This window comes from Streptomyces sp. NPDC031418, from assembly GCF_055581605.1.
The window spans coordinates 340,952-353,818 of sequence record NZ_JBVIJC010000001.1 but is presented as its reverse complement, the minus strand read 5'-3'; the positions used below and the strand labels follow the sequence as shown (position 1 = coordinate 353,818).

At 71.7% G+C, this 12,867-nt stretch carries 16 protein-coding genes; 1 reads left to right on the top strand and 15 read right to left on the bottom strand.

What is annotated here, in order from left to right; all coding sequences use genetic code 11:
* Window positions 1-83: 83 nt before the first annotated feature.
* The 15 genes from dprA to ACZ5CZ_RS01510 all read right to left on the bottom strand — a co-directional run bounded on the left by dprA (window position 84) and on the right by ACZ5CZ_RS01510 (window position 11,472).
* Window positions 84-1,244: a DNA-processing protein DprA gene (dprA, locus tag ACZ5CZ_RS01580; protein WP_468938207.1), complete on the bottom strand. Its 1,161-nt coding sequence runs from the start codon at window positions 1,242-1,244 to the stop codon at window positions 84-86.
* Window positions 1,241-2,866: a YifB family Mg chelatase-like AAA ATPase gene (locus tag ACZ5CZ_RS01575; RefSeq protein ID WP_468938205.1), complete on the bottom strand. Its 1,626-nt coding sequence runs from the start codon at window positions 2,864-2,866 to the stop codon at window positions 1,241-1,243. The genes dprA and ACZ5CZ_RS01575 overlap by 4 nt, the downstream gene beginning before the upstream one ends.
* Complete coding sequence (locus ACZ5CZ_RS01570) at window positions 2,867-3,232, bottom strand: YraN family protein (protein ID WP_385839701.1); 366 nt, start codon at window positions 3,230-3,232, stop codon at window positions 2,867-2,869.
* A 155-nt stretch (window positions 3,233-3,387) separates the two neighbouring features.
* On the bottom strand, window positions 3,388-3,696 hold the full coding sequence (locus tag ACZ5CZ_RS01565; RefSeq protein ID WP_003965949.1) for a DUF2469 domain-containing protein: 309 nt from the start codon (window positions 3,694-3,696) through the stop codon (window positions 3,388-3,390).
* Window positions 3,697-3,752: 56 nt separating this feature from the next.
* Entirely contained in the window at window positions 3,753-4,241 is a 489-nt protein-coding gene (locus ACZ5CZ_RS01560) for an NUDIX hydrolase (protein ID WP_385839703.1), read from the bottom strand.
* Window positions 4,231-5,016, bottom strand: coding sequence for a signal peptidase I (lepB, locus tag ACZ5CZ_RS01555; RefSeq protein WP_468938201.1), 786 nt, complete (start codon window positions 5,014-5,016; stop codon window positions 4,231-4,233). The genes ACZ5CZ_RS01560 and lepB (ACZ5CZ_RS01555) overlap by 11 nt, the downstream gene beginning before the upstream one ends.
* A gap of 148 nt (window positions 5,017-5,164) precedes the next feature.
* Window positions 5,165-6,172, bottom strand: coding sequence for a signal peptidase I (lepB, locus tag ACZ5CZ_RS01550; protein ID WP_468938198.1), 1,008 nt, complete (start codon window positions 6,170-6,172; stop codon window positions 5,165-5,167).
* Entirely contained in the window at window positions 6,060-7,151 is a 1,092-nt protein-coding gene (gene lepB, locus ACZ5CZ_RS01545; RefSeq protein ID WP_468938196.1) for a signal peptidase I, read from the bottom strand. Before lepB (ACZ5CZ_RS01545) ends, lepB (ACZ5CZ_RS01550) begins: the two co-directional genes overlap by 113 nt.
* On the bottom strand, window positions 7,144-7,845 hold the full coding sequence (gene lepB / locus ACZ5CZ_RS01540; RefSeq protein ID WP_385839707.1) for a signal peptidase I: 702 nt from the start codon (window positions 7,843-7,845) through the stop codon (window positions 7,144-7,146). Before lepB (ACZ5CZ_RS01540) ends, lepB (ACZ5CZ_RS01545) begins: the two co-directional genes overlap by 8 nt.
* Window positions 7,846-7,926: 81 nt before the next feature.
* On the bottom strand, window positions 7,927-8,277 hold the full coding sequence (rplS, locus tag ACZ5CZ_RS01535; RefSeq protein WP_070022289.1) for a 50S ribosomal protein L19: 351 nt from the start codon (window positions 8,275-8,277) through the stop codon (window positions 7,927-7,929).
* 137 nt (window positions 8,278-8,414) lie between these two features.
* A complete protein-coding gene (gene trmD, locus ACZ5CZ_RS01530) occupies window positions 8,415-9,248 on the bottom strand; it encodes a tRNA (guanosine(37)-N1)-methyltransferase TrmD (protein WP_468938191.1) in 834 nt (277 codons plus the stop codon).
* Window positions 9,245-9,802, bottom strand: a complete 558-nt coding sequence (gene rimM / locus ACZ5CZ_RS01525; RefSeq protein ID WP_385839710.1) for a ribosome maturation factor RimM — start codon at window positions 9,800-9,802, stop codon at window positions 9,245-9,247. Before rimM ends, trmD begins: the two co-directional genes overlap by 4 nt.
* A gap of 108 nt (window positions 9,803-9,910) precedes the next feature.
* A complete protein-coding gene (locus tag ACZ5CZ_RS01520; RefSeq protein WP_003973401.1) occupies window positions 9,911-10,150 on the bottom strand; it encodes an RNA-binding protein in 240 nt (79 codons plus the stop codon).
* A gap of 5 nt (window positions 10,151-10,155) precedes the next feature.
* Window positions 10,156-10,575, bottom strand: coding sequence for a 30S ribosomal protein S16 (gene rpsP / locus ACZ5CZ_RS01515; RefSeq protein WP_023546467.1), 420 nt, complete (start codon window positions 10,573-10,575; stop codon window positions 10,156-10,158).
* Window positions 10,576-10,875: 300 nt separating this feature from the next.
* On the bottom strand, window positions 10,876-11,472 hold the full coding sequence (locus tag ACZ5CZ_RS01510) for a hypothetical protein (RefSeq protein ID WP_385839711.1): 597 nt from the start codon (window positions 11,470-11,472) through the stop codon (window positions 10,876-10,878).
* Between the two features lie 525 nt (window positions 11,473-11,997).
* On the opposite strand from ACZ5CZ_RS01510, the gene ACZ5CZ_RS01505 reads away from it, so the two are divergent.
* Window positions 11,998-12,867, top strand: coding sequence for an SAM-dependent methyltransferase (locus ACZ5CZ_RS01505; RefSeq protein WP_468938188.1), 870 nt, complete (start codon window positions 11,998-12,000; stop codon window positions 12,865-12,867).

Below are 12,867 nucleotides of genomic sequence, written 5' to 3'. Positions count from 1 at the left end.
CGCTCGGTGTGACCGGCGCGGACCCCAACTCCGGGAAACCCCAAGGGCGTCGGGGGTTCCCCCGGACGGCCGAACACCCTCGGTCAGCGACTTTCGTGGGCGGCCCGGACGGACATCACCGCCTGGCGTGTCAACTTCCAGCCGTCGCCATGTCGTTCGACGTACCCCAGTGCTCGGAGTTCGTACAGCCGGGCGATCGTGTCGTCCGGCGTGGTGCGGGCACCGAGCGCGATCTCCGCGGCGGGGGCCGGCCGGTCGCCCGGCAGGGCGGCGAGGACGCTCCGGGCGGCCGGTTCCAGCAGGTCACGGGGGAGCACCGGGCCCCGCCGGGCCGGGGCCAGCTCTCCGATATCGCCCACGAGTTCGACCACTTCCGCGGCGTCGGTGACGAGGGTGGCCTCACCGCGCAGCAGTTCGTGCACCCCGGCGGAGAGTGCGCTGGTGACCGGGCCGGGCACGCCCATGGTGAATCTGCCGAGCCGCTGTGCGGCCCGCGCGGTGGCCAGGGAGCCGCTGCGGCAGGCCGCCTCCACGACGACGGTGCCTCTGGTGAGGGCCGCGATCACCCGGTTGCGCAGGATGAACCGGCTCGGTGTCGGGTGGTCGCCCGGGGGCAACTCGCCGATCACCAGCCCCTGTTCCCCGATGCGGTCGATGAGCGCGGTGTGGCCGCGGGGGTAGGGCCGGTCGACGCCGCTGGCCAGGACGGCGACGGTGGCGCCGCCGACGGCGAGGGCACCGCGGTGGGCGGCGCCGTCGATCCCGTAGGCGCCGCCCGACACCACCACCCAGCCCCGCTCGGCGAGGCCCGCGGCGAGGCCGGCGGCGGTGTGGCTGCCGTACTCGGTGCAGGCGCGGGCGCCCACCACCGCGACCGAGCGCAGCGCCCATAACCGCAGGCTGGGGCGGCCCCGCACCCAGAGACCGAGGGGCCGGGCGTCGCCGAGGTCGTCGAGCTGCCCGGGCCACTCGGTGTCCCCCGGGCGCAGGAACCGTGCCCCCGCCCGCCGGGCCTGGGCGAGATCCCGCTCGGGCTCGGCCCGCCGGGCCCGCGCGACCAGCCCCTCCCACCGCACGGCGCTCACCCCGGGCAACGGCTCGCCGTCCCCGCGCAGCCGCCGCACCACCTCCCCGACCCCGAACTCCCGCACCCACCGCCCGCCGGCCTCGTCCCCCGGCTCGATCACCCGCCCGAGGAAGACCCGCCCGAGCAGTTCGGCGTCGGGGCCGTCCTCTCCGGTCATGTCAGCGCCCCGATGGCCATCGGCACGCCCCGGGGGACTCCGGTGCGCAGTTGCAGGGCGAGGGCGACGTCGGCCGCGTCCGGGCGGTCGTGTCCGACGAGGTCGGCGACGGTCCAGGCGACGCGCAGCACCCGGTCGATGCCGCGCGCGGTGAGCACGCCCCGCTCCAGGTTGCGCTCGGCCTCGTCCATGGCGCCGGCCACGGCGTGATAGCGGCTGCGCAGCTCCCGGCCGGGCACTTCGCTGTTCCTGCGCCAGGGGGTTCCGGCGAGCCGGGCCGCGGTCCGCTCCCGGGCCTGCCGCACCCGGTCGGCCACGGTGGCGGTGGTCTCGCCCCGGGCGCCCGGTGCGGTGAGCTGGGCCCGGCTGACCGGATCGACCTCGACGCGCAGGTCCACCCGGTCCAGCAGCGGCCCGGAGAGCCGGGCCTGGTAGCGGCGGATGGCCGACGGCGGGCACTCGCACAGGGAGTCGCGCACGGAGAAGCGGCCACAGGGGCAGGGGTTGGCCGCCAGCACCATCAGGAAGCGTGCCGGGAACCGGACGACACCGGCGCTGCGTGCGATGACCACATGGCCGGACTCCAGGGGCTGGCGCAGGGCGTCCAGGGTCTGGCTGTGGAACTCGGGTGCCTCGTCCAGAAAGAGCACCCCGCGATGGGCGAGGGACACCGCTCCGGGGCGCGGGATGCCGGGGCCGCCGCCGACGAGGGACTGCATGGTCGCCGAGTGGTGCGGGGCGCAGTAGGGGGCGATGTCGATGAGCGGCTTGCCCGGCGGCAGCAGCCCGGCCACCGAGTGCACGGCCGTCACCTCCAGCGACTCCTCCCTGGTGAGCCGGGGAAGCACGGCGGGAAGCCGTTCGGCGAGCATGGTCTTGCCCGCGCCGGGCGGCCCTTCCAGGAACAGATGGTGTCCCCCGGCGGCGGCCACCTCCACGGCCGTGCGGGCCGATGTCTGGCCCACCACGTCCGCGAGGTCGTGGTCGTGTTCGTGCTGGGTGGCGCCGATGCTGTGCATGCCGGTGGCGGCGCTCGTACCCGGTACGCGCAGACCGGCCAGGAGCGGGTCCGGGCGGCCCTGCTGGTCCGGTTCCTCCTCGGGGACGGGTTCGTCGGCCAGGACCGCGATGAGCTGGCGCAGGCTGCGCACGCCCAGCACCGAGACACCGGGGACCAGCGAGGCCTCCGCCGCGGCGCATTCCGGCACGACCACCTGTTCGTACCCGGCGTCGGCCGCGGCCAGCACCGCGGGCAGGATCCCACGCACCGGGCGGACCCGGCCGTCCAGCCCCAGCTCTCCGATCATGACGATGTCGGCGAGGACCCGGGGATCGATCCGCTCGGCGGCTCCGAGCACGGCGCAGGCCACGGCCAGGTCGAAGCCGGAGCCGGCCTTGGGCACCGATGCCGGGCTGAGTCCCACGGTGAGCTTCTTCTGCGGCCATTCGCCGCCCGAGTTCACCACCGCCGCCCGGACCCGGTCCCTGCTCTCCGTCAGGCTCTTGTCCGGGAGGCCCACCAGGGTGAAGGCCGCGACGCCGGGTTCGAGGTCGGCCTGGACCTCGACGACCACGCCTTCCACGCCCACCAGGGCTACCGAGCACGTACGGGCGAATCCCATTCAGGCCACCCCCCGGGCGTGCTCGACACTCGGGGCGCCCCGGCGGGGCAGGAGCACGCCGACCAGGTCGATGCGGACGCCTCCGGGCGGAGCCCCTCCGTGGGCCTGGATCCAGTGCTGGGCCAGGCCGAGCAGCCGGCCCGCCTTCTGCGGGGTGACGGCGGCCATCGGATGCTGGAAGGCGCCGTCCCTGCGGGTCTTCACCTCGCAGACGACCAGGACATCGCCGTCCAGCGCGACGATGTCGATCTCTCCGGAACGACCGCAGCGCCAGTTGCGCTCCAGGATCCTCATCCCGGCCTCGGTCAGCCGCCGGGCGGCCAGATCCTCGCCGTACCTGCCGAGTCCACTGCGTGCCTTGCTCATGTCGGCACCACCTCCGGCGCCAACGATCACGCAGCCGGACCCAAGATGTTGATCTTGGTGGACGGCCCGGCGATTGTGGATAACCCCGTCACCCGCCGGAGCCCGTCACCTGCCCGAGTCCGTCAGCCGCCGGAGTCCGTCAGCCGCGGGTCACCTCACCCGCCGGGCAACTCGAGGTCGCTCTTGTTCAGCTCCTCGATGTTCACGTCCTTGAACGTCAGGACCCGGACCTGCTTCACGAAGCGAGCCGGCCGGTACATGTCCCAGACCCAGGCGTCGGCCATGGACACCTCGAAGAAGACCTCACCCTGGACGGAGTGCACCTGCATCTCGTAGTCGTTGGTGAGATAGAAGCGCCGCTCGGTCTCGATCACGTATTTGAACAGACCGACGACATCGCGGTACTCCCGGTAGAGCTTCAGCTCCATCTCGGTCTCGTACTTCTCGAGGTCCTCGGCGCTCATGGCATGTTCCCCTTCAGCCGTGCGATCCCACCATTGTGCGCCAGCCGCGCGAGCCCTCAGACGATTTCCGGATCGAGGGTCACGGGACCGGCCGGGGGACCTTCGTCGAGCAGCGTGCGCAGCAGCTCGGCGAGTCTGGTCGGATACACCGTCTCATGCGCCCGGGCCAGTTCCTGACACGTCCACCACCGCGCTCCGGCCACGCTGCGCCGCTCCAGCTCCGTCAGCTCCGTCGCCCCGGTCACCGTCTGCGCCGTACGGGCCAGGTAGTACCACTCGTCCTGGTCCCAGCGGCGGCCAGCGAACGGGAAGGAGCAGCGGCGCTGCCACAGCACGGGTCCCAGCTCGACGTCCGTGATGCCGGTCTCCTCGGCGAGCTCCCGGCGGGCGGCCTCCTCCCGCGTCTCGGCGCCCTCCAGACCGCCCCCGGGGGTGAACCACCAGTCGTCGGCGGGGTCGTCGGGCTCATGGCCGTGCAGCAGCAGGATGCGGTCCTCGGGATCGAGCAGGACCACCCGGGCCACCTTCCGCGGCTCAGCGGGCACCGGCCGCCTCCGGGTGGGCGGGAGTGCGCCGGGAGCGGCCGAAGAGCTTGGCGATCGGGCCGTACGCACCCCCGGCCAGGACCAGGACCGCACCGGCGACGATCAGCAGCTCGATGGTGCGCAGCGGGCCGGGCTGTGAGAGGGTGCCGAGCGCCGTGAAACCGGTGGGCCGCTTGAGCATGCCCTTCCAGGGCCATACGACGGCGTCCACGCGGGCGGTCACGGCGTCCCGGGCAACCGTGCCCTTGGCCGCGTCGGTGAGGTGGGCGGTGGAGTCCAGGGAGCCCTGGCGTTCGTCGCCGAGCAGGAAGAGCCGGCCCGCGGGGACGGTGACCGTCGGGAAGTTCTTGATCTCGGCGAGGGAGCCCTCGGGCAGATAGGGCTCGTCGATCTGCTTGCCGTTGACGGTCAGCTTTCCGTCGGTGCAGCAGGAGACGGTGTCCCCGCCGACGGCCACGACCCGCTTGACCACCTTGGCGTTGGTCACCCAGCTCTTGTCCTCGAAGACGACCACGTCCCCGCGCTTGACGTCGGCGCCGTCGACGCGCTGGGCCAGCACCCGGTCACCGGCGTCGATCGTGGGCGTCATGGAGCTGGTGGGCACGGTGTACGGCCGGTAGGTGACCGCCGCCCAGCCGAAGCCGCCGAGGAACAGGACGAGGCCGAGGGCCACGACCAGCCCGGACAGCCGCTGCCCCAGCCGGCTGCCGCCGGGCCCTGCCGTGCCTGTGCCGCCGCTGCGCGGGGCCGTACGCGTCGTGCTCTCGCCACCCATGGACCGGGACCCTACCCGGCGGTACTGAGCCTTGCCCACCCCCGGCGGAAAAGCCGGAGCCGCCCCGGCCGGGGCGGCTCCGGATGCTGTCGGACAGGTCCCCGCCGCAGCGTGTGGCGTCAGCGCACTCCTGCGGCGGCGTCCGGCGTCAGACGCGCTCCTCCTGCGACCGGCTCCTGCGACGGCGCCACACCGCCACCGGCACGACCGCCGCGACGGCCAGGCCCTCCGGAGCCACCGTCAGGGAGGCCGCCGCCGAGGACTGCCGGTCCAGGCCGGGCTGGTCGAAGGTGTCCGGAATCGGCAGGGTGCCCCAGCGGTTGACCGGCCAGGCCTTGACGATCGCGCGGCCCACGACCTTGCCGACGGGGACCATGCCGTGGTTCCGGTCGGACTGGTTGTAGCGGGAGTCACGGGAGTTCTGGCGGTGGTCGCCCATCACCCAGATGTAGCCCTTGGGCACCTTCACCTTGAACTGGCCGCCCTGGTCGTCCACGCTGCACGGCGTGTTGCCGGGGTACACATACGGCTCGTTCAGCGCCTTGCCGTTGACCAGCAGCGGGCCGGAGCCCTTGCACTGGATGGTGTCGCCGCCGACCCCGATCACCCGCTTGATCAGGTCCTTCTCCTCCGCCGACGGCATCAGGCCGATCCAGCTGAGCACCTTCTGCACCGCGTTGGGGTTCGGTGTCGGCTCGCCCGCCAGCCAGTTGTCCGGGTCGTGGAAGACGACGACCTCGCCGCGCTCGGGCTCGGAGCCGAACCACGGGGTGAGCTTGTCGACCAGGACCCGGTCACCCTCCTGGAGGGTGTTCTGCATCGAGTCGGAGGGGATCGAGAACGCCTGCACCAGGAAGGTCTTGATCAGCAGCGCCAGGACCAGCGCGATACCGATCAGGATCGGCAGCTCCTTCCAGAAGGAGCGGGGCTTCCTGGGCCGGGGCGCGGTGTCTTCCGCGTCGGATCCGGAACCGGAGCCGGAGCCCGCGTCCTGGGTGCGGGGCGGCTGCTCGTCCCCGGGGGTGCCGTCGTCCGCTGCCATGTCATTCCCGGAGGTCATGGCGCCGTCCGGTGCGGGGGCGTTCGCTTCCACGGGGTGCCCGCGGTGCTCCTCGCCGTCGTGTCCCGACCGTGCGCCAACCGCCACATCCCCCACGCCAACTCCTTACTCTGTGCCGCCGCCCGCACCACATACGACGCAGGCCCACCACTCCCATAACGAGCGGGAGTTCCGCAGGGGTCGGGAGTTGGGTCATTCCGTTCGGATTCTCGGAAGCAACCCTATGCGACAGCCGGGAGGCCGCGGCCGCACCGGAGCGGGAGTCGCCGACGCTTGCGAAGGTTTTAGGTTCGTCCAGGCTCGTCCAGTGACCGATCGGCCAGCCGATGACCATGGCACGGCCCACCACGGAGTCCAGGGAGACCGTGCCGCCGTACGGGGTGTTCTGGTGGGCGCGGGAGTCCGCGGAGTCGTCGCGGTGGTCGCCCATCACCCACAGCCGGCCCGGGGGCACGGTGATGTCGAAGGGGGTGGCGGCGGGGGACGTGCCCGGGTAGAGGTAGTCGGCCTCGCTGAGCGGGACGCCGTTGACCGTCACCCGGCCCTGCGCGTCACAGCACTTCACATGATCGCCACCGACGCCGATGACCCGTTTGATCAGGTCTTTCTCATTGTCGGACGGAAGCAGGCCGATGAAGGAGAGGCCCTCCTTGAGCTGCTTGAGGACGACCGGGTCGGACGTCTTCCGGGTCTGTTCGTCCGCCAGCCAGCCGCCCGGGTCGTGGAAGACGACGACGTCCCCGCGCTGCGGCTCGGAGCCGAACCACGGGGTGAACTTGTCGACCAGGACCCGGTCGCCGATCCGGATCGTCTGCTCCATCGAGCCGGACGGGATCACGAACGCCTGGACCAGGAAGGTCTTCAGGACCAGCGCTATCAGCACGGCGACGCCGACCAGGAGCGGGATCTCCCGGACGGCCGAACGCCGCCGCTTGCGCTTGACCTTGCGCTGGAGTTTGCGGCGCTCCGCGCGCGTGCGGCCGCCACCGGGCGCGGAGGTGCGCCGGACCCCGGTGGGCAGCAGGTCGTCCGCGGGGGTCTCGGGCACCCCGCGCGGTTTGCCGCGGTTACCCATGGGCGCCCTCCGCCGCGATCGCGGGCACGCGCGCGTAGGCGGACGGCCGGCTCAGGTGGGTCATATGGGCGTACGGCCAGAGGATCCAGTCGGCGCGGCCGATGACGTCACCGACGGGGATCATGCCGCCGCCGGGTGAGCCCAGGTGGTCCCGGGAGTCGCTGGAGTCGCTGCGGTGGTCGCCGAGGACGAAGAGGGTGCCGGCGGGCACCCGGATGTCGAAGGCCACCTCGGAGGGGCGGTCCCCGGGATAGAGGAACGCCGTCTCGTCGACCGCCCGGCCGTTCACCTCGATCCTCCCCTTCTTGTCGCAGCAGACCACATGGTCTCCCCCCACACCGACCACGCGCTTGATGTAGTCGGCGTCCCCGAAATACCCCGTGCCGTCGAACACAACCACGTCACCGCGGCGCGGCCGGGCACCGAAACGGTACGCCAACTTGTTTACGAGAACGCGGTCCCCGATCCTCAATCCCTGTTCCATCGATCCGCTCGGGATCTGGAACGGTTGCACCACGAAGGCGTTGAGGGCGAGCAGGAACACCAGGCAGACGAGAAGGGTGAGGGTGATCCGGCCGCCCGGCAGCCAGTCGGCGAGCCGCGCCACCAACGCGAAACGCGACCGTCCCTCCGGCCCCGGGGACTCCGGGTGGGAGGAGCGGTCGCGTTCGGTCGGCTGTGCTTCGGTGTCCATCGGGGCGAGATGCTATCCCGCCCCGCTGTGACGCCGTGGCGCCGGCTCGCTCGCCTGCGGCTCGCGAGCAGCGGAGAGTGCTCAGCTCTCGCGCTTCTCCTTGATCTTCGCGGCCTTGCCGCGCAGCTCACGGAGGTAGTACAGCTTGGCGCGGCGCACGTCACCACGGGTGACCAGCTCGATCTTCTCGACGATCGGGGTGTGCACCGGGAAGGTGCGCTCGACGCCGACGGAGAACGAGACCTTGCGGACCGTGAAGGTCTCGCGGACACCGGAGCCCTGGCGACGGATCACAACGCCCTTGAACTGCTGCACACGGGAGCGGTTGCCCTCGATGACGCGGACGTGGACGTTGACGGTGTCACCCGGGCGGAAGGCCGGGATGTCGCTGCGCAGCGACGCGGCGTCGACGGTGTCGAGCAGGTGAGACATTTGGTCTGCTTTCTTCGCTGATGCCACAGGTCATCAACGGAAACTAGTGGTTCCAAGAAGGACTGTCGTGCGGGTCGGGGCGGACGTCGTGTCCCCCTGTGGCAGGGGCGCACACCGGACGGACGCACAACAGCGGTCTATTCTTCCACGCCCCCGGCCCGGCGCCAAAATCGGCCGTGCGGGTGACCCTCCGGGTCCGGTTCCCAGCCCAGGATCGACAGCATCTCCCGGTCCTTCTTGTCGAAGGCCTTGGGGTCGCAGGCCTCGATCAGGTCGGGGCGGTGCAGTGTCGTACGCCGCAGGGCCTCGTCCCGGCGCCAGCGGGCGATCTTGCCGTGGTGGCCGCTGAGCAGCACGTCCGGGATGTCCCGGCCGCGCCACACCGGCGGCTTGGTGTAGACGGGGCCTTCCAGCAGGTTGGCCATGGCGCCGGGCGCGAAGGAGTCGTCACGGTGGGACTCGGCGTTGCCGAGGACACCGGGCAGCAGCCGGGCCACGGCCTCGGTGATGACCAGGACGGCCGCCTCGCCACCGGCGAGGACGTAGTCGCCGATGGAGACCTCGTGGACGGGCATCCGGGTGGCGTACTCGTCCATGACCCGGCGGTCGATGCCCTCGTAGCGGGCCGGCGTGAAGATCAGCCAGGGCCGCTCGGAGAGTTCGACGGCGAGTTCCTGGGTGAACGGGCGGCCGCTGGGGGTGGGCACGATCAGCGCGGGCGCCTGGGCGCCGCTCTCGTAGCCGTCGGCGAGGACGGTGTCCAGGGCGTCGCCCCAGGGCTCGGTCTTCATGACCATGCCGGGGCCACCGCCGTACGGCGTGTCGTCCACCGTGTTGTGCCGGTCGTACGTCCACGCGCGCAGGTCGTGCACCTGGACGTCGAGCTGCCCACGCGCGCGGGCCTTGCCGACCAGGGAGACGTTCAGCGGCTCCAGGTACTCCGGGAAGATCGTGACGACGTCGAGCCTCATGCGCCGTCCTCCGTCGGCTCTTCCCGGGACGAGGCGATCTCGGCGCGGTCGTCGATCAGACCCGGCGGAGGCGCGATGACGGCCCGCTGCTCCTCCAGGTCGATCTCGGTGACGATCTCCTCCACGAAGGGGATCAGCACCTCGCTGCCGTCGGCGCGCTCCACGATGAACAGGTCCTGGGAGGGCAGATGCGAGATCTCGGTGATCCGGCCGACCTCGGTCCCGTCCTCGGTGACCACGTCGAGGTCGATGAGCTGGTGGTCGTAGTACTCGTCCTCGCCCTCGGGCAGCTCTTCCGGGTCGATCTCGGCGATGAGCAGGGTGTTGCGCAGGGCCTCGGCCGCGTTGCGGTCGGTGACGCCCTCGAAGCGCAGGAGGAGCCGGCCGCTGTGCACGCGGCCCGTCTCGATGGTGAGGGGGCCGGCGGAGGCCGGGTCGGTGGCCAGGACGGCGCCCGGCGCGAGCCGCAGCTCGGGCTCGTCGGTGCGTACCTCCACGGTGACTTCGCCCTTGATGCCGTGGGCGCGGCCGATCCGTGCGACTACCAGCTGCACTGTGCTTGATCTCCTGTCGGAACGACGAGAGCCGGAAGGCTCATACGACTGCGGGCCGGGGACGGCCCAATGGACCGGTCCCCGGCCCGAGCCGGTTGCGATGAAGCGTCAGCGGACGTGGTCCACGTCGACGAGGTCGACGCGGACACCGCGGCCGCCGATGGCGCCCACGACGGTACGCAGAGCGCGCGCGGTACGGCCGTTGCGGCCGATCACCTTGCCGAGGTCGTCCGGGTGGACCCGGACCTCGAGCACGCGTCCGCGGCGCAGGTTGCGCGAGGCGACCTGCACATCGTCAGGGTTGTCGACGATGCCCTTCACGAGGTGCTCAAGCGCCTCTTCGAGCATGGTGCTCAGGCCTCGGTCGACTCGGACTCGGCAGCCGCCTCGTCCTTCTTCTCAGCCTTCTTCTTCTGGGTGATCGCCTCACCCTTGCCCTCGTCGTCACCGCCGAGCGCCTCGAACGACGGACGGGCCGGCTTCGGCTCGGCGACGAGCAGCGGCGCGGGAGCCGGCTCGCCCTTGAACTTCTGCCAGTCGCCGGTCTTCTTCAGGATGGCGAGGACGGGCTCGGTCGGCTGCGCGCCGACACCCAGCCAGTACGCCACACGATCGGCGTCCACCTCGATGACCGACGGGTTGTAGGTCGGGTGGTACTTGCCGATCTCCTCGATGGCCCGGCCGTCACGGCGGGTACGGGAGTCGGCGACGACGATGCGGTAGTGAGGCGAACGGATCTTGCCCAGACGCTTCAGCTTGATCTTGACTGCCACGGGAGTGGGTTCTCCTGGAATTGACGTGGTTGGGCACGGCGAGCTGCCGCGTGGGGTTGCGGTACCCGAATGCCCGATGGACGCGTCAGCCGGAGGAGAGAGGGGTCCTATGCGACTGTCGAGTACAGCTAGCCATTGTGCCACACCCGGCGGGTCGCTCCCGGCCGCGGGGTGTGCCGGGCATGCTTGACCGGCACCCGGCGTGGAGGTGAGGTCACGTCGGGTGCACTGCCCCCGTGCCGTGCGACTGCGGTCCGGGCCGTCACCGGCACCCACGAGATGCCGGTACCGCGGCCCGGGTCACGCCGCTCCCACGACCTCCGGGATCCTGAAGGGCTTGCCGCAGCCGCCGCAGACGATGGGGGCCTGGGCCAGCACCGAGGGGACCACGCGGACATTGCGGCCGCAGTCGCAGACCGCCTTGACCCGGACCCCGCCGCCGGAGGAGCCGTGCCGGGCGGCCGGACCGCGGAAGGTGCGGGAGGTGTCGGACGAGGTGGCCACGGTGTGCGCCTTCAGGGCGCGCTGGAGGCGCTCCATCGTCGGGCGGTAGCGCCGCTTCGCCTCGGGGTTGAGCGTGACCAGGGAGAAGCCGCTGCTCGGATGCGGTTCCTCGGGATGGTCCAGGCCCAGCTCCTCGGCGATGGCCAGGAATCGGCGGTTGTGGTAGCGGCCGGCCCGGGAGGTGTCGCGGATCCCACGGGCGGCGGCGATGCCATGGACTGCCTCATGGAGCAGTCGCTCGAAGGAGAGCTCGTGCCCGCACGCGGACGACGACTCTCCGATCAGGGACTCTGGCGCGGCGAGGTCAGGCAGCTCGGGGTGGTACCGCTGGATGTCGGCCCACGCCTGCGCCAGCTCTGCGGCGAGAACAGGGGGTGTCTGTGTCGTGCTCACGTAATGACAACGAGCGGGGGTGCCGCTGTGTTCCTATTCCGGGGCATCCCAAATAATTTGCACGTACCCGTCAGTTGGCACTGATGCGTCCGGACGAGGGCGGGTGCGCCGATCCACGGAGAAGCCGCACAGCTCCTACCAAGCCGGTGCGTAGGCCGCGCTACGACGCATCCCGTAATGCCGGATGTCGCCCGGGCCGACGGATGCGCAAGAGGCGATTCGGCCGCTCTCCGCGCGGGCCTCGTCCTGGTCAGCGTCCGTGACGGTCGTGACGTTACCGCGCACCCCCGCACCCCCCCTGCGCCGCCCCTTCCCTACCCGGAGCGGACACCGTACGGCCGTCCGTATTGCCGGGACATGAAATCTCGCCACACCGGCCACCGGCCACCAAGCCGAGCCCTACGACCCCTGGACGGGGCCGCGAGCCCGCAGTTACCTGGCATACGTGGAAAGTGCGCGCGCACGGTACGGGGGCCACGCGACCGGGCACAACGGCGAACTGTCGGCGGATTGGGGCGCTTACCTATGACACCTACGCTCGTGCGGCAGCATCAGGCGCACGCGGACTCCACCCCCCGCGTCGACCGGTACGCACGCGCGCGTGACTGGTCCGAGATACAGGAGCGCATGCTGGTCCCGCTCTACGAAGCCGTGTACCAGCGACTGGAAGTGGGCCCCGCCACCCGGCTGCTGGGCCTGCGCTGCGGCTCCGGGCTGGCGCTGCTGCTGGCCGCGTCCAGAGGCGCCACCGCCGTCACCGGCGCCGACCCCTCCCCCGAGCGCCTCGCCCTCGCACGCGAACGCCTGCTGCCCGAGGGACCGCGCGACCCGCGCGGCACACGCGCGCGTACGGCCGTACGCCTGCTCCAGGACCCCGCCGGGGACCCGGCCGACCCGGAGCCGGCCCGGTACACCCTGGTGACGGTCTTCGAACCGATCGGCTGCCGCGCGGGCGACACCGAAGGCCTCGGCGGCCTGCTGGCCGAGGCACTGCCGGCGGCCGCACCCGGAGCCGCCGTGGTGCTGGCCGGCTGGGGACCGCCGGAGCGGTGCGCCACCTCCTCGGTGCTGCGGGTGGCCGGAAAGCTGGCCGATCCGCTGCGCGGCGCGGACAGCTGGCGGCCCGCCCGCCGGGACGACCTGGAGGAGGTCGCCCAGCGGGCCGGGCTGCGGCCCGACGGCTCGGGACGGGTGGCCTGCCCGTTCGGGTACGCCGATGCGGACAGCGCCGTACGCGGACTGCTGTCGACCGGACTGTTCGACGCGGCGATCGCGGCCACCGACGCCAAGCAGGTGGACAAGGAGCTGACGGAGGCCCTGCATCCCTACCGGCGCCCGGACGGGACCGTATGGATGGACAACGTCTTCCGCTACGTCATCGCCCGCGTGCCCTGA